Source organism: Streptosporangium sandarakinum, from assembly GCF_050942225.1.
In the GTDB taxonomy this organism is placed as follows: Bacteria; Actinomycetota; Actinomycetes; order Streptosporangiales; family Streptosporangiaceae; genus Streptosporangium; species Streptosporangium nondiastaticum.
Genome location: NZ_CP192034.1, coordinates 2,421,689 through 2,441,078 on the forward strand (window position 1 = coordinate 2,421,689; position 19,390 = coordinate 2,441,078).

Sequence of the window (19,390 nt, forward strand, 5' to 3'; positions counted from 1 at the left end):
TGTTGATCTCCCGGTGACTTCGGCGGAAACGGACCCTAGAGTACGGCGGCGAGTGCGTCGTCGAGACGGATATGCCGGAACGAGTGCCCAGCCTCCAGCAGCCGCCGCGGCAGCACCCGCTGGCCGATCAGCACGCCCTCCTCGGCGAACTCGCCGAGGACCGCGCGCAACATGAAGCCGGGTACGGCCACCGGCATCGTCGGCCGGTGCACGGCCCGCCCGAGCGCCCTGGTGAACCGCTCGTTGGTCACCGGTTCCGGCGCGGTGAGGTTGACCGGCCCCGACATCTCCGGGTCGTTCAGAATGTACCGCACGGCCCCCACCCAGTCGTCGAGGGAGATCCACGACATGTACTGCCGGCCCGACCCCAGCGGGGCGCCCGTCCCGGCCCGGAAGAGGGGCAGGATCCTGGCCAGCAGGCCACCGTCGCGGCTCAGCACCAGCCCGGTGCGCAGCAGCGCCACCCGGACGCCCGCCTCTGTGGCGGGCCGGGTCGCGGCCTCCCAGGGCACCACCACGTCCCGGGCGAGGAAGCCGGAGCCCGCCGGGGACGTCTCATCCACCTCGCGGTCGCCGGTGTCGCCGTAGAAGCCGGTCGCCGAGGCAGACAGCAGCGCCGGCCCGGCCGGCAGCTCCGCCAGGGCCCTGGCGACGGTCGCGGTCCCCTCCACCCGGCTGCGGACGATCTCGCGCTTGTACTCCTCGTTCCAGCGCCGGTCGCCGATGCCCGCCCCGGCGAGGTGGACCACGGCGCGGGCGCCCTCCAGCACGGCCGGGTCGAGAGTCCCCTCCGCCGGGTCCCAGAACGCCTCGTCCGGGCCCTGCGGCGCCCGCCGTACGAGCCTGACCACCCGTGTGCCGTCGGCCCGCAGGGACCGGACCAGGGCGGATCCCAGCAGGCCCGACGAGCCGGTCACGATGATCGTCATATCGTCCAATGTAATCGACCTCCCCTCCGGTCTTCGGAAGGCGGAGGCCGCCGGATTCACCCGGGCGCGGCCGTACCGGAAACCGGGACGGCGGGCACGCGGCGCCGTGGTGGCGACCGGGGATTCCCGGGCAGCCGGGCGTGGCCGTACCGGAACCCGGGCCGCCAGGGTCCCGGGAGAAACGGACCGGGCCGACCCGCGTGACGCGGACCGGCCCGGAACGGGGAACCGGAGTGACTAGGCGTTCAGGCCCAGCTGGTTCTCGAAGCGGCCCTCCTCCAGGCGACGCTTGATCGTCGTCAGGAAGCGGGCGGCGTCGGCGCCGTCGACCAGGCGGTGGTCGTAGCTGAGCGCGAGGTACACCATCGAGCGGACGGCGATGACCTCGCCCTCGGGGGTGTCCACGACGACCGGGCGCTTGACGACCGCGCCGGTGCCCAGCATGCCGACCTGCGGCTGGTTGAGGATCGGCGTGTCGAACAGCGCGCCGCGGCTGCCGGTGTTGGTCAGCGTGAACGTGCCGCCGGTCAGCTCGTCCGGGCTCACCTTGTTGGTGCGGGTGCGCTCGGCCAGGTCGGCGATCTTGCGGGCCAGGCCCGCGATGTTGAGGTCACCGGCGTCCTTGATCACCGGGACGATCAGGCCGCGCTCGGTGTCGGTCGCGAAGGCCAGGTGCTCGGCGTCGAAGTAGGTGACCTCGTTGGTCTCGCTGTTGATCGTGGCGTTCAGCTTCGGGTGCTGCTTGAGCGCCTCGATGGTGGCGAGGGCGAAGAACGGCATGAACGACAGCTTGACGCCCTCGCGCCGCTGGAACTCGGCCTTCGCCTGGTCACGCAGCCGCGCGATCTTGGTGACGTCGACCTCGACCACGGTGGTGAGCTGGGCCGAGACCTGCAGCGACTCCACCATGCGCTTGGCGATGGTCTGACGCAGCCGCGACATCTTCTCGGTACGGCCGCGCAGCGTGGTGTCCACCGCGACCGGCTCGGGAGCCGGGGCGGCGGCCTGCGGGGCCTGCTGCGCCTGCGGGGCGGCGGCCTGCTGGGCGGGAGCCTGGACCTGCTCACGCTGGTTGCGGGCGGCCTCCAGGACGTCCTGCTTGCGGATGCGGCCGCCGACGCCGGTGCCGTTCAGCGTCTCCAGGTCGACGTTGTGCTCGCTGGCGAGCTTGCGCACCAGCGGCGTGACGTACGGGCTCTCGCCGGCCGGAGCCTGCGGGGCCTGCTGCTGCGGGGCGGGCGCCTGCTGCGGAGCCGGGGCCTGCGGCACGGGGGCCGGGGCCGGGGCGGGAGCCTGGACCTGCGGCTGCGGGGCCGGGGCGGGCGCCTGCGGGGCGGGCTGCGGGATCGACGAGATCGGCTGGGCCGGCTCGGGCTCGGGCTCGGGCTCGGGCTGCGGCTCCGGCTCGGCGGCCGGGGCGGCCTCCTGGGCCGGGGCCGCGGCGGCCGTGCCGCCCTCGTCGATGATCGCCAGTTCGGCGCCGACCTCGACGGTCTCGTCCTCACCGACGACGATCTTGGTGAGGACGCCCGACGCCGGGGAGGGGATCTCGGTGTCGACCTTGTCGGTCGAGACTTCGAGGAGCGGCTCGTCGGCCTCGACGCGCTCGCCTTCCTTCTTCAGCCAGCGGGTGACGGTGCCCTCGGTGACGCTCTCGCCGAGCTGGGGCATCTGTACGGACTTCGGCATTGGTGTCTTCTCTCGTGCTTTCCGAGTGAGGGCCGGTGGTTAGTTGTGGACGTGCAGCGGCTTGCCGGCCAGGGCCAGCATGGCCTCGCCGACGGCCTCGGACTGGGTGGGATGGGCGTGGATCAGCTGCGCGACCTCGGAGGGCAGGGCCTCCCAGTTGTAGATCAGCTGACCCTCGGTCACCAGCTCGCCGACGCGGCGGCCGACCATGTGCACGCCGAGCACCGGGCCGTCCTTCTCGCTGATGACCTTGACCGCGCCCTGCGTCTGCAGGATCTGGCTCTTGGGGTTGCCCGCCAGGTCGTAGGTGAACTCCACGATCTCGTGGCCGCGCTCCCGGGCCTGGGCGGAGGTGATGCCGACCGAGGCGACCTCGGGGTCGGAGTAGGTGATCCGCGGCACGCCGTCGTAGTCGATCGGCACCGGGTTCAGCCCGGCGATGTGCTCGGCCACCAGGATGCCCTCGGCGAAACCGGCGTGGGCGAGCTGCAGGGTGGGGATCAGGTCGCCCACCGCGTAGACGCCCGGGACACTGGTCTGGCAGTACTCGTTCACCACGACGGTGCCGCGCTCGATCGCGATCCCGGCCTCCTCGAAGCCCATGCCGGAGGAGACGGCGCCGCGGCCGACGGCGACGAGCAGCAGCTCGGCGTCGAGGGTCTTGCCGCCGGCGAGCGTGACGACCACGCCGGTGTCGGTCGTCTTGACGCTCTCGAAGAAGACGCCCAGCTCCTGCTTGATGCCGCGGCGGCGGAAGGCCCGCTCCAGCAGCTTGGAGCTGGACTCCTCCTCCAGGGGCAGCAGATGCGGCAGTGCCTCGACGATCGTCACCTCGGCGCCGAAGGAACGCCAGACGCTGGCGAACTCCACGCCGATGACGCCGCCGCCCAGGACGACCACCGAGCTCGGAACGCGGTCCAGCTTGAGGGCGTGCTCGCTGGTGATGACCCGCTCGCCGTCGATCTCCAGGCCGGGCAGCGTCCGGGGCGCCGAGCCGGTGGCCAGCACGATGTTGCGGCCCTCGTAGACCTCCGAGCCGACGGCCACGCGGTTCGGGCCCACCAGGCGGCCCTCACCCTCGACGATCGTGATGCCCTTGCTCTTGAGCAGGCCCTGCACGCCCTTCCAGGCGCGGTTGACGATCTTGTCCTTGAACGCGTGGACGCCGTTCATGTCGATGCCCTCGAAACGGGCCCGGACGCCGAACGCCGCGCTCTCCCGGGTCTCGTCGGCCACTTCCGCCGAGTGCAGGAGGGTCTTGGTGGGGATGCACCCCCGGTGCAGGCAGGTGCCGCCGATCTTGTCCTTCTCGATCAGCGCGACGCTCTTGCCCAGCTCGGCGGCCCGCAGAGCGCAGGCATACCCCCCGCTGCCGCCCCCCAGGACGACGATGTCGTAGGGGCCGCTGCCATCAGCCACAGGAAAGCTCCTTGTCGGATCGAAATACCGTCTTCACGGTCGTGCCCGGCCCGCCCCGCGAACGGCGCGGGTGCGCCGCACGCGTCCGCCCCGCGGGGTGCGGACCGCCGCTCGCGCCGGGACCCGGCCCGTCGGCCGGGCCCCGGCGACCGCATCTTTTCATTTGTCCGCCCCGCGCGCCGCCCGCTCGGGGCACCGTCCGGGGCGGTGTGCCGGTCAGCCCGCGTAGCGCTCGGCGATGCCCACGAGGGTCCGGGTGATCGCCCCGGTGCCGCCCTTGGGGGTGTAACCGTGCGGCTCGCCCTTGTTGAAGGCGGGACCGGCCATGTCGATGTGCGCCCAGCTCACTCCGGCGGGCACGAACTCCCGCAGGAAGATGGCCGCGGTCAGCATCCCGCCGAAGCGCTCGGGGTGCAGGTTGGCGATGTCGGCGACGGGGGAGTCCAGGCCCTTGCGGAGCTCCTCCGGCAGAGGCATGCCCCACGCGGCCTCGCCCTGCTCGCCGGCGACCTCGACGACGGTCTCGCGCAGCGCGTCGTCGTTGGCCATGACGCCGGCCGTACGCCAGCCGAGCGCCACGATCTGGGCGCCGGTGAGCGTGGCGACGTCCACGATCAGGTCGGGCTCGTCCTCGGCGGCGCGGGCGATGCCGTCGATCAGGACCAGGCGGCCCTCGGCGTCGGTGTCGAGGACCTCGACGGTCTTGCCGGCGTAGCTGGTGAAGACGTCGGAGGGGCGCTGCGCGGTGCCGCTCGGCATGTTCTCCGCGAGGCACAGGTAGCCGACCGCGTTGACCTTCAGGCCGAGCCTGGCGATCGCGACGAGCGCGCCGAAGACCGCACCCGCGCCGCCCATGTCGGACTTCATCCAGTCCATCGAGGCGGTGGGCTTGAGGGACAGGCCGCCGGAGTCGAAGGTGATGCCCTTGCCGACGAAGGCGACCCGCTTGGTGGCCTCGGGGTGGCTGTAGGCGAGGCGGACCAGGCGCGGCGGGTTGGCCGAGCCCTGGCCGACGGCGACGATGCCGCCGAACCCGGCCTCCTTGAGCTCCTTCTCGTCGAGGACCTCCACCGACAGGCCCGCCTGCGAGCCGGTCTCCTGGGCGATCTCGGCGAAGCGGGCCGGCCACAGGTCGGAGGGCGGGGTGTTGACCAGGTCGCGGACGAGGGAGACGGACTCGGCCACGGTGACGGCGCGGTCGACCGCGGCCTGGGCGCCCTCGGCGCGGCTCAGCACGGTCAGCTCGCCGACCGGGGCGGTCGGCGCGTCGCCGGTGCGGTACCTGTCGAAGGAGTAGGCGCCGAGCAGGGCGCCCAGCGCGACGGCCCCGGTCCGCCCGGCGTCGGCGGCGGGCAGGGCGACCGCGGCCCGGGCGGTCCCGGCCAGCGCGCGGGTCGCGGCACCCGCGGCGCGGCGCAGCACCTCGGGGTCGTGGTCGCCCTCGGGGGCGTCGCCGAGACCGGCGACGACCAGGAGGGGAGCGCTCAGCGCGCCGAAGGTCGGAACCTTCGCGATCTCGCCCGCCTTGCCCTTGACGCCCATGGCGTCGAGGGTCGCGGCCAGCCGGCCGCCGAGCGCGTCGTCGAGGCCCTCGGCCCCCGGAGCGGGGACGGGACCGTCGGGGCTGCTGTGGACGCCGACGACCAGGGCATCGGTATCAAACGAGACAGCGTTGTCAGTTGAGTTCAGCCGCACAGTGGTCACGTCGCCCGATGCTAGTCGTGCTTGGGGCCAACCCGTAAACGCGGGTTCGTCCTACGAATCGGTGAGTCTCCAGATGGAACCATTTTTATTAGCACCATCAAGAGCATGGTGCTACTGTAACTAGCACCATGCTGCTCACTTTGGACTTGAACGATCCCCGTCCCCTGCACGATCAGGTGGCCGGGTCGATCCGGCGGGCCATCGTCGAGGGCTCCTACGCCCCGGGCGACCGGCTCCCGCCCGCCCGTGACCTGGCGGGCGCGCTCGGGATCAACGTCAACACGGTGCTGCGGGCGCTGCGCGAACTGCGGGACGAGGGCCTGCTGGAGTTTCGCCGCGGGCGCGGCGTCAGCGTGCTCAGCAGGCCCGACGCGCGCGCGGCGCTGCAGGAGGCGGCGCGCGAGCTGCTCGCCGAGGCCGACCGGTACGGCTACGGCCCCGAAGAGGTCATCCACATCATCCGGGAGCTGTCGTGAACCGGCCCCCCGTGGTGGAGCCCCTCCCGCCGGGCCGCGCCCGGCCCTCACCCCACCCCCATCTGACCGAGGAGACGCCATGACCTTCCGAAACCCCGGCAGGGGCGACATCCCGGCCGGCGCAGGCCGTACCGGCTCTGCCGCCGGGCGGTCCGGCGGCTCCGGCCGGGGCCGCCGGACCGCCGTCACCGTCGCGGCCGTCTGGGGCACGCTCATCTGCGCGGCCCTGATCGCCGCTCCCCTCGCGCTGCGCGACCGCCTGCCCGACCCCCTCGCCACGCACTGGAAATCGGCCGGTCCCGACAGCGCGATGTCCTTCGGCGCGGGCCTCGCGCCGAGCCTGGTCCTCTGGGGCGTCGCCTGGGCGTTCCTGCTCGTCTCGGCCGCCCACGGCGAGGTGCTGAACCGCCGGGGCGGACGGGCGGGCTGGTGGGGCTTCCTGGTCGGCGGGTCGGTGTTCGCCCTGGGCGTCTCGGGCTCCATCCTCCTCGCCAACCTCGACGTCGCCGACTGGCGGCAGGCCGCGATGCCCGGCTGGGCGGTCCCCGCCGTGCTCGGCACGGCCGCCGTGACCGGCGCGCTCGCCGGCTACCTCGGCCGGGGCGAGCCCGACCGGCCGATCGAGCCCGGGGACGCGCCGGCCATGCGGCTGCGGCCGGGGCAGCGGGCGGTCTGGGCCGGCCGCGCCACCAACCGCTGGCTGCTGTGGCTGTCGGCCGCGATGCTGCTGGCCGGTGTGGTCTCCGGCGCGTTCCTCGTCCTGGGGGCGCCGGTCGGGGAGACCGCCTGGGTCGCCATACTGCCGCTGCTGCCCCTGGCGGTGATCGTGTCCCTGATAAGCGATGTCCGCGTCCGCGTCGGCCCGGACGGGCTGCGCGTCGGCTTCGGCCCGCTCTCCTGGCCCGCGTTCCGGGTCCCCACCGGGAAGATCGCGTGGGCCGCCGCGGAGCGGCGCAGCCCCGCCGAGGTCGGCGGCTGGGGCCTGCGGGGCCTGCCCGGCACCGGGAGGCTCGCCGTCATGGTGCGCGGCGGCGAGTGCCTGGTCGTCCGGCGGGCCGGCGGTGGGGAGCTCGTCGTCTCCGTCGACGACGCCGAGCGCGCCGCGGCCCTGCTGAACGCCTACGCCACCGAGGAGGCCGCCGTGTGACCCACTCGGACGGCCCGATCCCCCCCCAGCCCCCCAGCCCCCGAAGTCACGAAAGGCGACGTCATGCCACGCAGATCCGCCGACCTCCCGCTGTTCCTGCTCGTCACGTTCGCCCTGTCCTGGCTGGCCGCGCTGCCCGTCTGGCTGGCCGACGCCCCCATAGGCTCCCCGCTGTTCACGGTGGTCGGCATCGTGCTGATGTTCACCCCCACCTTCGGGGTCCTGGCCGTGTGGCTGTACGGCAGGCGCCGCGGGGAACCCGGGACCTCCCCGCGCGAGTGGGCCCGCCGCACCGGGCTGACCCTCGGCGATCGCCGGGGCCGCACCCTCGGGCTGGTCGCGACGGCCTGGCTCGGCGTTCCCGTCCTCACCATCGTGGCGATCGCGCTGAGCGCCGCCCTCGGGCTGCTCTCCGTCGACCTGGACGGTCTCAGCCTGTTCCGCCAGGGCCTCCTCCGCGCGGGCCAGGAGCAGGCCGCACAGCCCGACCCCACGATCATGGCCCTCATCCAGGGCGTCACGATCTTCCTGATCGCCCCGCTGATCAACTCGATCGCGGCCTTCGGCGAGGAGTGGGGCTGGCGCGGCTGGCTCCTGCCCAGGCTCATGCCGCTGGGCACCTGGCGGGCGCTGCTGGCCTCCGGGGTGATCTGGGGCGCCTGGCACGCCCCGCTCACCCTGCGCGGCTACAACTATCCCGAGCTCGGCGCGTGGGCCGCGCCCATGTTCGTCATCTTCTGCGTGGCCTTCGGCTCCCTGCTCGGCTGGCTCCGCCTGCGCTCCGGCAGCGTCTGGCCCGCGGTCGTCGGCCACGGGGCGCTGAACGCCTCGGCCGGTCTCGTCGTGCTGGTCGGCGACGCCGCCGCGCCGCCCAACCTGGTCGTCGCCGGGATCACCGGCCTGGTCGGCTCGGCACTGATCGCCGTGCTGACCGCCGCGCTGTTCCGGCTCCGCCCGGTCACCGCGCCCGCCCCGGTCGCCGTCTGAACGACGGTCAGCCCGCGACCGCCGCGCACACCAGCAGCGCGGCGGTCGCCGCGACCTCCACGAGCGCGCCGAGCACGTCACCGGTGACCCCGCCCAGCCGCCGCACGGCCCTGCGCCGCAGCGCCCAGGCGGCGAGGAGCCCGGCGAGCACGGCCGGCGCGAACCACCCCCACGGCACGGCGTACGGCCCCCGCCACGCCACGCCGTACGCCAGGGCCGTCACCCCGGCGAGCACCGGCGCGGTCACCGCCAGCGCGGCGCCGCGCCGTACGGTGCCCGCGACCGTCGCGCCGAGCCCGTCCGGGCGGGCCGGCGGGACGGACGGCAGACAGGCCCAGGTGAGCGCCAGCCGCCCCGCCGCGCAGGCCGTCACCAGTGAGACCGGCCCCAGCCCCGCCGAGACCGCCTCCTCCAGCGCCGCGACCTGGAGCAGCAGCGTGAGGACCAGCGTCACGACGCCGAACGGGCCTATGTCGGACCGCTTCATGATCTCCAGCGCGCGGTCCGTGGGCCTGCCGCTGCCCAGGCCGTCGGCCAGATCGGCCAGGCCGTCCAGGTGCAGGCCCCGGGTCAGCAGCGCCAGGGAGCCCACGGCCAGCACCGACGCCGGGAGCGGCGAGACCCCCGCCCACAGCGCCGCCGCGAGCACGGCGGCGCCGATCGCCCCGAGCAGCGCGCCCACGAACGGCGCGGCCGTCATCGCGACCCCGGCGGCCCGGCGGTCGACCACCACCGGCGACCGGACCGGCAGGACGCTCAGCGTGCCGACCGCCAGGCGGAGCCCGTCCGCGAACGTGGACGGGCGGGGCGAGGAGGGGCCTGCGGACATGACCGCCGATCGTAGCCGCCCGTCACCCGCCGTCCGGCGACCGCGGGGTCAGACGGGCAGGGGGAGGAGGCGGCCGGCCACCACGAGGGCCACCTCCTCCGACTCCAGGGCCAGCCGCTGGTTCAGCCGGCCGAGGACGTCGCGGAACATCCGGCCGCCGGCCGTGGCGGGCACCACGCCCAGGCCGGTCTCGTCGGAGACGGCCACCACCCGGCGGCGGGTCTCCCGCCAGGCGGCGACCAGCTCGTCGCACCGGGCGGAGACCGCCCCCAGGCCGCCCACGCCGCCCACGCCGCCCACGCCGTCCGTGTGGTCCTTGTCCTGGTCCTCGTCCCGCGCGCCGTCCGGGCCGCTCTCGTCGTCCGTGCGGTCCGGGTTCTCCGGTTCGCCCGGCCAGGCGCCGTTCTCGTCGAAGACCGCGGCCACCCAGGTGCCGAGCCCGTCGACGAGCAGGGGCGGCCCCGGGGTCCGCAGCAGGCCGGCGAGGTCGATCGTCTCGGCCGTGCCCCAGTGGGCCGGCCGGCGGTCGCGGTGGGCCCGCACGCGGCGGGCCCACTCGGCGTCGCCGTCGCCGGACGGCCCGGTCGCCACGTAGAGGACCTCGGGTTCGGCCGCCAGCCGCAGCTCGGCCTCGGCCGACTTGCCCGACCGCGCCCCGCCCAGCAGCAGGGTCCGCGGCGGCCGCGGAGCGCGGGCGGGCGCGGGCCCGGCGAGGTCGAGGACCGTCCCGTCCGGTACGGCCAGCACCCCCCACAACGCGGCCCGCCGGGCGAGCTCGGCCTCCGTCGGCACCCGGTGGTCCACGTCCACGGCCACCACGCGCGTCCGCTCGTCCACCACCCCCCGCCGCCGCATGTCCCCGAGCCGTTCCGGCCGGTCCAGCACGTCCATCAGCACCAGGTCGCAGGCGTCCCCGCGCCCGCCGTCCGGGGCCGCCGAGGGGCCGGAGACAGGCGCGGAGGGCGAGAGGGACGACGGGGACGACGGCGGCGAGACGGGCGAGGCCGTCGTGTCGAGGATCCGGCCTCCGCCGGGAGTGACGAGGACGAGGCCGTCGGCGGTGGCCGAGACCCGGTGCCCCGGCGGAGGCGGGTCGCCGGCCGCGAGCGGGAGCCGTACGGCGCCGGCGGCTCCGAGGGCGGGCCCGGGAGCCGTTCCGGAGGCGGGTCCGGGAGCCGGGGCGTGGGAGGGGACGCCCGCGGCGGAGCCGGTCAGGGGGACGGACGCCTCGGTGACGACGACCTCGGTGGGGCGGCGGTGGCCGGGGGAGAGGCGGGCGCACGAGGCGCACCCGCAGCCCGGGACGGGCCACCCTCCGCCGCGCGCCGTACCGGAGATCAGGACTTTCACCGCCCCAGCGTACGGGCGCGGCCCCGCGATCATGCCCGGGGACGACCGGCGAGGTAGGGTTCGCTGAGCGGTCGGAGGGCGCCGGCGGCATCGGCGGAAGGAGCGCGGGACATGGCGTGGTACTGGCGTTACGAGGACGCGAACGGCGATCCGGTGACCGTGGAGGCCGTGCCGTCCGAGGCGTTCACCAGTCAGGCGGACGCGGAGTCGTGGCTCGGCGAGACGTGGCGCGAGCTGCTGGAGGCGGGCGTCGAGAGCGTCAGCCTCCTGGAGGGCGACCGGGTGGAGTACGCGAGGATGTCGCTGCGCCCGGCCTGAGACGCGGCAGTCCGGGGTCGACGAGGCCGGGGCGTGCGTCCCGGGTTTTCGGCGGTGAACCGAAGCCGCCGAGCGGAAATCCGGCGAGGGCCCCCGGCCCCCGGCCCCCGGCCCCCGGCCCCCGGCCCCCGGCCCCCGGCCCCCGGGCCGGTGGCCGTGGCGGCCGCGCCGGGCCGCCACGGCCCATGGTCCCGCGGTGTGCGCGGCGACCGCGGTGACCGCGGTGACTACGGGCGCTTCGCGGGGCTGACGGTCTTGGCCGGGTCCCGCTCGACGATCGGGTCGAGGATGCCGTCGATCTTCTTGAGCACCTCGGCGTCCAGCTTCACACCCGACGCCTTGACGTTGTCACGCACCTGCTCGGGCTTGGTCGCGCCGATGATGGCGGAGGCCACGTTCTGGTTCTGCAGCACCCACGCCACCGCGAGCTGGGCCATGCTCAGTCCCAGGTCGGCGGCGATCGGCTTCAGCTCCTGGACGCGGGTGAGCACGTCGTCGGTCAGCATGCGGGAGATGAAGTTGCCGCCGCTCGCGTCGGTGGCCCGGGAGCCGGCCGGCGGCGGCTGACCCGGCAGATACTTGCCGGTGAGCACGCCCTGCGCGATCGGCGACCAGACGACCTGGCTGAGGCCCTCCTTCTCGCAGAGGGGGACGACCTCGGACTCGATGACCCGCCACAGCATCGAGTACTGCGGCTGGTTGGAGACCAGGCGGTCGAAGCCCATCTCGTCGGCGATCTTCAGGGCCCGGCCGATCTGCTCGGCGGTCCACTCGCTGACGCCGACGTAGAGGACCTTGCCCTGCCGTACGAGGTCGTCGAAGGTCTTGAGGGTCTCCTCGAGCGGCGTCTCGTTGTCGAAACGGTGGGCCTGGTACAGGTCCACGTAGTCGGTCTGCAGGCGGCGCAGCGAGCCGTGGATGGACTCGGTGATGTGCTTGCGGGACAGACCACGGTCGTTCGGGCCGGGACCGGTGGGCCAGAAGACCTTGGTGAAGATCTCCAGGGACTCGCGGCGGACGCCCTTCAGGGCGCGGCCCAGAACCTCCTCCGCCTTGGTGCCGGCGTAGACGTCGGCGGTGTCGAAAGTGGTGATCCCCTCGTCGAGCGCCGCCTGGACGCACGCCTTGGCGGCGTCCTCCTCGACCTGGGAACCATGGGTGATCCAGTTGCCGTAGCTGATCTCGCTGACCATGAGACCGCTGCGGCCGAGATGCCGAAATTCCATACGCCGACCCTAGTAGGTGCCATCCGACCGACCGATTCGGGATACTCTGCCCGGCGTGCTGCGCTTGATCACTTCTCGATGGGTACGGCTCGGCCTCGCGGCCGCCGCCGCGGCGGTGATCGTCGTGGTGATCATGCGTCTGCGGGGCCGTCCGGTCGCTCCCGCCGCAGGTCCGCGACCGGTCTCCGCCCCCGCGCCCGTCTCCCCGCCCGCGCCGGGACCCGGGCCGAAGTCCGAGGGGCGGTGGCCGCCCGTCCCGATCCTCGGCGTCCCCACCGCCGACGACCTGAGGCGATACGACTCCAGGACCCGCCTGCCCCGCTTCCTGACCGCGGAACGGCCGCCGCGACGTCCCCTCGACGGCCCGGCCCGGCGCCGCCTGACCCGCTGGGGCGCCGTGGCCGCGGCGCTGGTCCTGCTGGCCGCCGGAGCGCAGGCCCTGGAGAGCGGGGTCTTCTCGGGGGGAGCCGGGGCCAGGGCGGTTCACGCGGAGAAGGACCGTGCCCAGGACGTGCCGGACTGCGAGCCCGGCTGGGGCGGCGTCGTCACCTGCACGACCCTGGAGGAGTCGTCCCTGGACTCCTTCGAGAACCCGGGCGGGTCGGAAGACGACCCGGCGGCCCGCGCCGAGGCGACGGGCGTCCCGTACCCCCCGTACCCCCCGGAGACCGGCTCCCCGAATGATCCGGCCGAGCCGTACGGGGACTCCGGCGTCCCCGACGCCGACTGCCGCCCCGGGACCGCCCGGCCCCGCGTGCGCGCCGTGCCGCCCCGGGTCACCCGGGCGGTGAACCGGCAGTGGACGCGGATCGAGCGGTGGCTGCGGAAAAACGCGCCGAAGACCTACGAGACCCTCGCCGGACCCGGCCGGGCCCGGACCATCGCGGTCGCCGAGGCGCAGATGGGCCTGCGCTTCCCCAACGACCTGCGGGCCTCCCTGCTGCGGCACGACGGCACGGTCGCGGCGGGGCGGGCCTGGCCGTTCGGGCCGCTGGACAACGGGCTCATGAGCGTGCGCGGGATCCGCGACACCTGGCGCATGCTGTGCGGGATCGACGACACCGACGACACCGCGGATCCGTCGGACCCGCGGTCGGAGTGGTGGGACGGGCGGATGATCCCGTTCGGCGCCGACGGCAGCGGAGACCACCTGGTGGCCGACTCGCTGCTCCGCGACATCGGGGAGCACGACCACGAGGGGAGCCTGGGCTTCGAGCCCGGAGGCGTCCCGGTCCGCTCCTACTACGCGCTGCTGAAGGCCACGGCCGACGCCCTGGAGACAGGCGGGACCGTCGGGTACTGGAAGCCCCTGGCAGCCGACGGCGAACTCCGCTGGGACGTGCAGGACAGCTGAGGCGGCGGTCGAGCGGCGCTACGGCGCGGCGGCGCCGTAGCGGACCCGTCCGTCGCGGCGGCGCCGTACCGGACCCGCCCGGAGCACGGGTACGGCGCGGGCACCGGGCAGGAACGCGTCGGCCCCGCCCTCCGGAAAGGGACACCGTTGGCGAAGTAGATGAGATTGAAGCGGCCCCGTGATCACTGTGAACACGGGGCCCTGTCACACGTCATGTGTACCTGGCCGGCTTCGCCGCTGAGAGCATCAACGCGCCTGCGAGGATAGGGATGAGGTGCGGGAGCTAGATGATCAGGGCGATCGCCGTTCGGATGAGAGGCTCCCTATTCGGACTCACTCCAGAGGTACCAGGGGCCGTGCCAGTGTTCGTAGAGGTCCTCGCCCGCGGACACCGCCGCCATGCCTTCGACCCGATCCGCTACAAGCGGCGCAACGTCGTCGAACGCTGCTTCAACCGGCTCAAGCACTTCAAGGGCATCGCGACCCGCTACGACAAGCTCGCCGCCCACTACCGATCAGCCGTGACCATCGCCTGCCTACCGCTCTGGCTCAGATGATCCGCAAAACAGAACCTAGGAAGGGGCTCCGCGCCCGCCGGTGCCCACGCCGGCCGCGAGATCGGCTTCGGGCCTCGGTGCGGCCGGCGCCGGGCGGCTCAGCAGTCCCCACAGGATGCGCAGCGCGACGGCGGGGGCCAGGAGCCTGGCGGGCGCGTCGATCAGGTTGAGGACGCGCAGGAACGCCGCCCCCACCACGGGGTCGGTGGTCGCGGCGGCGTGCACCCGGTTGACGTAGGCGTTGACGAAGCGGACCGTCGCCGTGCGCCGCCCCTCGACCCCCGGGAACCGCAGGTCGGTCCCCACCGAGATCGACCAGGGGGCGTCGATGATCCTGGCCGCGCCGCGGAAGAACCGCCGCGCCAGGCCGTCGGCCCCGCGGGTGAGCAGGCGGCGCAGCAGCAGCGCCTCAAGCGCGGCGACCGTCATCCCCTGCCCGTAGACGGGGTTGAAGCTGCACAGGGCGTCGGCCATCACGAGGTAGCCGTCGGGGAAGCGCCGCAGCCGCTCGTAGCGCCGCCGCACGCTGGCCGGGTAGCGCATCCGCACCGGCGCGCTCAGCGGCACCGCCGACCGCACGACCTCGGCGATCTGCGGCGCGGTGAGCGTCGCGGCGTACCGCGCCATGCCCTCGTCGTCGGTGGGCGGCTCCTCACCCAGCATGCCGGACAGGACGACGGCGAACGTGCCGTTCTCCTGCGCGGCCACGATCCCCGCGCGCGGCAGCTCCGGGGTGGCGTTGGTGAAGGCGCCCAGCAGACCGCCGAGATGGTGCGGCTCCCGCCGGTAGGTGCGGGTCACATAGGTGATGCCGACGCGCACCTGCTCCTGCGCGGCGGGCGCGTAGCCCAGCTCCTGCAGCCAGACCGGGCTTCGGGAGCCGCGCCCTCCGGCGTCCACGACCAGGTCGGCGTGGATGACCGACTCCGCGGCCGACGCCGTGTCCCCGGCGCGGGGCCGCACTCGCACGCCCGTGACCCGTCCGGAGCCGGGCGCCGCGACGAGGCCGGTCACCTCGCACCCGGCGACCAGGTTCACGCCGGGCAGCGCCGCCACCCGGGCCCGCACCACGTGTTCGAGGAGCGGCCTGCTGATTCCGAACGCCACCAGGGGGGAGGGCACCCGGCGCATCCGGTAGCCGTCGTTGTACCAGTGGACCTGCTCCTGAAGGTCGATCAGGGGCGCGCCCATGGCGGCCAGCTCCTCCGTCAGGCCGGGGAACAGCTCGTCGAACGCCTCCCTGCCGCGGGCCAGCAGGACGTGGAGCTGCCGGCCCTGCGGCACGCCGCGACGGCTCGCCGCCTCCTCGGGCAGCAGGTCACGGTCCACCACGGTGACCTCGGCATGGGTTTCGCTGAGCGCGCGGGCGGCCAGCAGCCCGCCGATGCTCGCGCCGATCACAACCGCACTGTCGGTCCGCTCCATGCTCAGCACGGTAGGCCGCCGGTCGCCGGCCCCTGTATCGCCCGTTGCTCAGTTGGCGAGCCGTCTTCGCGCCGCACCGCGAGGTCACCGGCGCGGGCTTGCCCAGAGGCAGCGACAGTGGCCCGGTCTGCCAGCGGACCGGACCGCACGCGGGTCGAGGATCGGAGATTTGGCGGATCGTGTCCGGCGGCTGCTCATCAGGAGTCCGCCAGCGCAGGTGATCGTTGATGGTCACGTACTGCTGGATCCACACGTGGCGTAAGTTCTGCACTGCGGGGATGTCGCGCAGCCATGCAGGTGCGGTCTCCGAGTAGACCGCGCGCAGCACGCCGTGCCCATCAGCTCCGATCTCGTGGCCGAGCTGGATGCGCTCGGCCTTGTTCTTGGGCAGCCGAAAGTCCTCGATTCGCACCTCGTACCGGTCAAACCGTCCGGGTTCGGCCTGGGTCAGTAGCCAGTCCGGCGCTGCCGCGGCCAGTGCACTGAGAGCGGCTCGTGCTGTTTCATGCACTTGCTCCAGCCGGTTCATCGTGCGCATGGCCATGAGCACGTGAGTGGAGTCGGTGCGCTGCCGGCCGCCGGCTCGTAGCAATCCGGCGGTGACGGCGCGCTCCAGAATCATGTCGAGCAGGCTCTGTTCAAGCGATCCCGTGATCAGGCGATCGCGGAACTCGCTGAGCACCGAGTGGTCGAAGCCGGCGTCGGTCAGCTCCAGCCCGAGCGCGTACTTCCAGTCGATCCGCGCTCGCACGGCCTCGGCCGCCTGCCGATCGGACAATCCCTCTCCGAACTGCAGGATCGACACCAACGCCAGACGGGCAGGGGACGGTACCGGGCGACCGCGGGTGGAGAAGGCTGCAGCGAAGTCCGCGTCCTCGAATAGGACGCCCAACGCATCCCGTATACGAATCGCCAGGCTCCCTTTCGGGAAAGCCGCCCGGGCCACCGCCAGAGTGGCGGCCGGGATCTGGTCTGCACCGGTCGAACGCAGCGACACCCACGACTCCATCCGCGAGCAGGAACAACGAAAGCGGCCCCGTGATCACGGATGTGATCACGGGGCCGCTGCTTTTGATCTACTTCGCCACCGGTGTCCCGGAAAGGAGGACGGGGCCACGGGCACCGGCCTTCGAGGGCCGCCGTCCGTCCGCTGTCTTCGGGCCGTTACTTCTTCGGCGGGACGGGCCTGCCGCCGGGCAGGAGGGTGGGCGGCGGGAAGCGCAGCTTGCGGATCTGCAGCCCCCGCATGGCGGCGTAGAAGCCGACGCCCCGGACGTTCTCGCCGGGGAACTTCTCCGCCGCGAGCTTCTTGACCCGCCAGGCCACCCAGACCGAGGCCAGCACCACGCCGACCATCATGACCGGCCAGCCGATCGTGACGACGGCGATGTTGACGGCGGTGCGGAAGTCCTGGTCGGGGAAGGGGATCCAGGTGATCAGCAGGACCACCACCATGAACGGCAGGAAGTACTGGCTGACGAGGCGACGGGAGTCGACCCAGTCGCGGGCGAACTTGCGGACCGGGCCCTGGTCGCGGGCCGGGAGGTAACGCTCCTCGCCGCGCATCATGCCCTCGCGGGCCCTGACGCGCTCCTTGGCCTGGCGTTCGCGGAGCTGGCGGTAGGCCTCTTTGCGGTCCTTGGGGGCGGTCACCGGCTGGCGGCGGCGGCCCTCGGCGTCGCGGCGCTTGGGTGTGGGACGCCCCTTGCCCGCAGGTTTAGGATCGGGAGCGGAGGCGGGGGAGTCGTCCGCGGTGGTCTGGGTACGTCGGAACACATCGCCAGCCTACCGGGACTGCAACTTAGTGACGCCCCCGTACGTTATGCGTAGGGTGAACCTAGGTGGATTCCGGTTGTTCTCCCAGGGGGCCGGAGATCACCCGGGTGGCCCGAAGCGCATTTGAAGAAGGGGACGGCCGACGCGCATGAGCGTGATGAAGAGACTTTCCATGATCTTCAGGTCCAAGGCGAACAACGCCTTGGACAAGATGGAGGATCCACGCGAGACCCTCGACTACTCCTACCAGCGGCAGTTGGAGTTGTTGCAGAAGGTGCGCAGGGGGGTCGCCGACGTCGCGACCTCGCGTAAGCGGGTGGAGCTGCAGATCAACCAGCTGGAGGCCCAGTCCCGCAAGCTTGAGGACCAGGGCCGCAAGGCGCTCAGCGTGGGCCGCGAGGACCTGGCGCGCGAGGCGCTGACCCGCCGCGGGGCCCTCCAGACGCAGATCGCCGACCTGCGGGTCCAGCACGACAACCTCCAGGGCGAGGAGGAGAAGCTCACCACGGCCTCCCACCGCCTCCAGGCCAAGGTCGACTCCTTCCGCACCCGCAAGGAGACCATCAAGGCCACCTACACCGCCGCCGAGGCGCAGACGCGGATCAACGAGGCGTTCTCCGGCATCTCCGAGGAGATGGGCGACGTCGGCCTGGCGATCCAGCGGGCCGAGGACAAGACCGCCTCGATGCAGGCCCGCGCGGGCGCGATCGACGAGCTGCTCGCCAGCGGCGCGCTCGACGACTTCAGCGGCCAGCGCGGCGACGACATCCAGGCCGAGCTCGACCGCATGGGCGGCGGCCGCGACGTGGAGCTGGAGCTCGCCCGGATGAAGGCCGAGCTGGGACAGGGCCCGGCGCCCCAGGGCGCGATCGAGTCCGGTCCGGCGCAGCAGGGCCACGCCCCCTCCTACCAGCAGGCGCCGCAGCAGTACCAGCAGGCGCCCCAGCAGCCGCAGCCGCACGCGCAGCCGACCCAGGAGTACGGCCAGCCGGGGGAGGGCCGGTGATCGTCCGCATCATGGGTGAGGGGCAGGTCCAGATCGCCCCGGAGGACCTCGACGTCCTCAACGCGCTCGACGGCCGGCTGGAGGCCGCGATCGAGTCCGGTGACGAGGGAGCCTTCCGGGGCTGCCTGCACGACCTGCTCGACAAGATCCGCCACGTGGGCAGGCCGCTGCCGGACGACAGTCTGGAGTCCTCCGAGCTGATTTTGCCTCCGGCCGACGCTTCCATGGACGAAGTACGGGAGATGCTCGGGGATGAGGGGCTGATTCCCGGCTAGTTTGTCCATATGACGGCAGCTCGCGATCGATTTGTCAAAGATCGGGGTCTGACCAGGCGCATGGTCCTGACCATGTTCCTGCTCGGGCTGCTGTACGTCGTGTTCGTGAGCGTGCTGATCTCCCTGGGCGTCCGGGCGGTCGTGGTGCTGCTCATCGCGGGCGGCATCCTGCTGGTGCAGTTCTTCGCCTCCGACCGCATCGCCCTGTTCGCCATGCACGGGCGGGTGGTCGAACCGCGCGAGGCCCCCGCCCTGCACGCCCTGGTCGACCGCCTGTGCGCGCTGGCCGACATGCCGAAGCCGCGGGTGGCGATCGCCGATTCGGACGTCCCGAACGCGTTCGCCACCGGCCGTAACCAGCGCACCTCGGTGGTCTGCGTGACGACCGGCCTGATGCGCCGGCTGGACGAGCCGGAGCTGGAGGGCGTCCTCGCCCACGAGATGTCCCACGTGGCCCACCGGGACGTCGCCGTCATGACGATCGCCTCCTTCCTCGGGGTGGTCGCCGGACTGATGACCCGGGTGGCCCTCTACAGCGGCCTGGGCGGGCGGGCCCGTGACGACCGGGGCGGCCCGCCGGTCGGGCTGATCATCCTGCTGGTGTCGGTCGTGGTGTACGCGGTCAGCTTCCTGCTGATCCGCGCCCTGTCGCGCTACCGCGAGCTGGCGGCCGACCGGGCCGGCGCGCTGCTGACCGGCCGCCCCTCGACGCTGGCGAGCGCGCTCACCAAGATCAGCGGGGACATGGCCCGCATCCCGACCCGCGACCTGCGCGAGGCCGAGCCGTTCAACGCCTTCTTCTTCGCCCCCGCGGTGTCGGGGCGCACGACCATGGCCGCGCTGCTGGCCACCCACCCGCCGCTGGAGCGGCGGCTGGAGCAGCTCGCCAGGATCTCCGCCGACCTTGGCCGGGGGGTGTGACG

General features: G+C 73.3%; 18 protein-coding genes and 1 pseudogene. 9 read left to right on the forward strand and 10 right to left on the reverse strand.

All coding sequences use genetic code 11. The features are described from left to right. Positions 1 to 35: 35 nt before the first annotated feature. The 4 genes from ACQP10_RS11365 to ACQP10_RS11380 all read right to left on the reverse strand — a co-directional run bounded on the left by ACQP10_RS11365 (position 36) and on the right by ACQP10_RS11380 (position 5,741). Positions 36 to 929, reverse strand: a complete 894-nt coding sequence (locus ACQP10_RS11365; RefSeq protein ID WP_346020448.1) for a TIGR01777 family oxidoreductase — start codon at positions 927 to 929, stop codon at positions 36 to 38. Positions 930 to 1,166: 237 nt separating this feature from the next. Next, positions 1,167 to 2,618 carry a 2-oxoglutarate dehydrogenase, E2 component, dihydrolipoamide succinyltransferase gene (gene sucB, locus ACQP10_RS11370; protein ID WP_433541324.1) on the reverse strand — a complete coding sequence of 484 codons (1,452 nt, stop codon included), beginning with the start codon at positions 2,616 to 2,618 and terminating at the stop codon, positions 1,167 to 1,169. A gap of 39 nt (positions 2,619 to 2,657) precedes the next feature. Further along, the gene (gene lpdA / locus ACQP10_RS11375) at positions 2,658 to 4,037 is read right to left on the reverse strand and encodes a dihydrolipoyl dehydrogenase (RefSeq protein ID WP_346020446.1); all 1,380 of its coding nucleotides are present in this window, start codon (positions 4,035 to 4,037) and stop codon (positions 2,658 to 2,660) included. Between the two features lie 216 nt (positions 4,038 to 4,253). Next, complete coding sequence (locus ACQP10_RS11380; protein ID WP_346020445.1) at positions 4,254 to 5,741, reverse strand: leucyl aminopeptidase; 1,488 nt, start codon at positions 5,739 to 5,741, stop codon at positions 4,254 to 4,256. A gap of 128 nt (positions 5,742 to 5,869) precedes the next feature. Between ACQP10_RS11380 and ACQP10_RS11385 the strand changes: the two genes are divergently transcribed. The 3 genes from ACQP10_RS11385 (at position 5,870) to ACQP10_RS11395 (ending at position 8,351) form a co-directional block, all read left to right on the forward strand. Further along, positions 5,870 to 6,217 (forward strand): GntR family transcriptional regulator, encoded by a 348-nt coding sequence (locus ACQP10_RS11385; RefSeq protein ID WP_346020444.1) that lies wholly within the window; start codon positions 5,870 to 5,872, stop codon positions 6,215 to 6,217. A 79-nt stretch (positions 6,218 to 6,296) separates the two neighbouring features. Further along, complete coding sequence (locus ACQP10_RS11390; protein ID WP_346020443.1) at positions 6,297 to 7,364, forward strand: hypothetical protein; 1,068 nt, start codon at positions 6,297 to 6,299, stop codon at positions 7,362 to 7,364. A gap of 63 nt (positions 7,365 to 7,427) precedes the next feature. Beyond that, positions 7,428 to 8,351, forward strand: a complete 924-nt coding sequence (locus tag ACQP10_RS11395; RefSeq protein WP_433541325.1) for a lysostaphin resistance A-like protein — start codon at positions 7,428 to 7,430, stop codon at positions 8,349 to 8,351. Positions 8,352 to 8,358: 7 nt separating this feature from the next. On the opposite strand, the gene ACQP10_RS11400 is transcribed toward ACQP10_RS11395, so the two are convergent. Together ACQP10_RS11400 and ACQP10_RS11405 are read right to left on the reverse strand one after the other, a co-directional pair. Continuing rightward, the gene (locus ACQP10_RS11400) at positions 8,359 to 9,180 is read right to left on the reverse strand and encodes an adenosylcobinamide-GDP ribazoletransferase (protein ID WP_399499628.1); all 822 of its coding nucleotides are present in this window, start codon (positions 9,178 to 9,180) and stop codon (positions 8,359 to 8,361) included. A 48-nt stretch (positions 9,181 to 9,228) separates the two neighbouring features. Continuing rightward, positions 9,229 to 10,530, reverse strand: coding sequence for a bifunctional adenosylcobinamide kinase/adenosylcobinamide-phosphate guanylyltransferase (locus ACQP10_RS11405; protein WP_433541326.1), 1,302 nt, complete (start codon positions 10,528 to 10,530; stop codon positions 9,229 to 9,231). 111 nt (positions 10,531 to 10,641) lie between these two features. Here ACQP10_RS11405 and ACQP10_RS11410 point away from each other — a divergent pair, with 111 nt between their 5' ends. Beyond that, entirely contained in the window at positions 10,642 to 10,848 is a 207-nt protein-coding gene (locus ACQP10_RS11410; RefSeq protein WP_179818572.1) for a hypothetical protein, read from the forward strand. Between the two features lie 227 nt (positions 10,849 to 11,075). Here the strand turns inward: ACQP10_RS11410 and ACQP10_RS11415 are convergent, their stop codons facing one another. Continuing rightward, a complete protein-coding gene (locus ACQP10_RS11415) occupies positions 11,076 to 12,074 on the reverse strand; it encodes an aldo/keto reductase family protein (RefSeq protein WP_179818571.1) in 999 nt (332 codons plus the stop codon). Between the two features lie 55 nt (positions 12,075 to 12,129). Here ACQP10_RS11415 and ACQP10_RS11420 point away from each other — a divergent pair, with 55 nt between their 5' ends. Together ACQP10_RS11420 and ACQP10_RS11425 are read left to right on the forward strand one after the other, a co-directional pair. Next, complete coding sequence (locus ACQP10_RS11420) at positions 12,130 to 13,428, forward strand: SMI1/KNR4 family protein (RefSeq protein WP_346020439.1); 1,299 nt, start codon at positions 12,130 to 12,132, stop codon at positions 13,426 to 13,428. Between the two features lie 419 nt (positions 13,429 to 13,847). Continuing rightward, positions 13,848 to 13,985, forward strand: a pseudogene (locus ACQP10_RS11425) (IS5/IS1182 family transposase); the annotation flags it as partial. 15 nt (positions 13,986 to 14,000) lie between these two features. On the opposite strand, the gene ACQP10_RS11430 reads toward ACQP10_RS11425, so the two are convergent. The 3 genes from ACQP10_RS11430 to ACQP10_RS11440 all read right to left on the reverse strand — a co-directional run bounded on the left by ACQP10_RS11430 (position 14,001) and on the right by ACQP10_RS11440 (position 17,186). Further along, complete coding sequence (locus ACQP10_RS11430) at positions 14,001 to 15,410, reverse strand: FAD-dependent oxidoreductase (protein WP_346020438.1); 1,410 nt, start codon at positions 15,408 to 15,410, stop codon at positions 14,001 to 14,003. After that, a complete protein-coding gene (locus ACQP10_RS11435) occupies positions 15,304 to 16,407 on the reverse strand; it encodes a transposase (protein WP_433541327.1) in 1,104 nt (367 codons plus the stop codon). Before ACQP10_RS11435 ends, ACQP10_RS11430 begins: the two co-directional genes overlap by 107 nt. Positions 16,408 to 16,574: 167 nt before the next feature. Beyond that, positions 16,575 to 17,186, reverse strand: coding sequence for a DUF3043 domain-containing protein (locus ACQP10_RS11440; protein WP_179818569.1), 612 nt, complete (start codon positions 17,184 to 17,186; stop codon positions 16,575 to 16,577). A 148-nt stretch (positions 17,187 to 17,334) separates the two neighbouring features. Here ACQP10_RS11440 and ACQP10_RS11445 point away from each other — a divergent pair, with 148 nt between their 5' ends. The 3 genes from ACQP10_RS11445 to htpX are packed head-to-tail and all read left to right on the forward strand — an operon-like array spanning position 17,335 to position 19,388. Continuing rightward, complete coding sequence (locus tag ACQP10_RS11445; protein WP_281395018.1) at positions 17,335 to 18,192, forward strand: PspA/IM30 family protein; 858 nt, start codon at positions 17,335 to 17,337, stop codon at positions 18,190 to 18,192. Next, entirely contained in the window at positions 18,189 to 18,467 is a 279-nt protein-coding gene (pspAA, locus tag ACQP10_RS11450) for a PspA-associated protein PspAA (RefSeq protein WP_179818567.1), read from the forward strand. Before ACQP10_RS11445 ends, pspAA begins: the two co-directional genes overlap by 4 nt. A 9-nt stretch (positions 18,468 to 18,476) precedes the next feature. After that, on the forward strand, positions 18,477 to 19,388 hold the full coding sequence (gene htpX / locus ACQP10_RS11455) for a zinc metalloprotease HtpX (protein ID WP_433541328.1): 912 nt from the start codon (positions 18,477 to 18,479) through the stop codon (positions 19,386 to 19,388). Positions 19,389 to 19,390 lie beyond the last annotated feature (2 nt).

Bases quoted from the DNA above. Each gene is read 5' to 3' on its own strand.
- ACQP10_RS11365 (WP_346020448.1), bottom strand. From the start codon at position 929: ATGACGATCATCGTGACCGGCTCGTCGGGCCTGCTGGGATCCGCCCTG.
- sucB (WP_433541324.1), bottom strand. From the start codon at position 2,618: ATGCCGAAGTCCGTACAGATGCCCCAGCTCGGCGAGAGCGTCACCGAG.
- ACQP10_RS11385 (WP_346020444.1), top strand. From the start codon at position 5,870: ATGCTGCTCACTTTGGACTTGAACGATCCCCGTCCCCTGCACGATCAG.
- ACQP10_RS11390 (WP_346020443.1), top strand. From the start codon at position 6,297: ATGACCTTCCGAAACCCCGGCAGGGGCGACATCCCGGCCGGCGCAGGC.
- ACQP10_RS11395 (WP_433541325.1), top strand. From the start codon at position 7,428: ATGCCACGCAGATCCGCCGACCTCCCGCTGTTCCTGCTCGTCACGTTC.
- ACQP10_RS11400 (WP_399499628.1), bottom strand. From the start codon at position 9,180: ATGTCCGCAGGCCCCTCCTCGCCCCGCCCGTCCACGTTCGCGGACGGG.
- ACQP10_RS11410 (WP_179818572.1), top strand. From the start codon at position 10,642: ATGGCGTGGTACTGGCGTTACGAGGACGCGAACGGCGATCCGGTGACC.
- ACQP10_RS11415 (WP_179818571.1), bottom strand. From the start codon at position 12,074: ATGGAATTTCGGCATCTCGGCCGCAGCGGTCTCATGGTCAGCGAGATC.
- ACQP10_RS11430 (WP_346020438.1), bottom strand. From the start codon at position 15,410: ATGGAGCGGACCGACAGTGCGGTTGTGATCGGCGCGAGCATCGGCGGG.
- ACQP10_RS11445 (WP_281395018.1), top strand. From the start codon at position 17,335: ATGAGCGTGATGAAGAGACTTTCCATGATCTTCAGGTCCAAGGCGAAC.
- htpX (WP_433541328.1), top strand. From the start codon at position 18,477: ATGACGGCAGCTCGCGATCGATTTGTCAAAGATCGGGGTCTGACCAGG.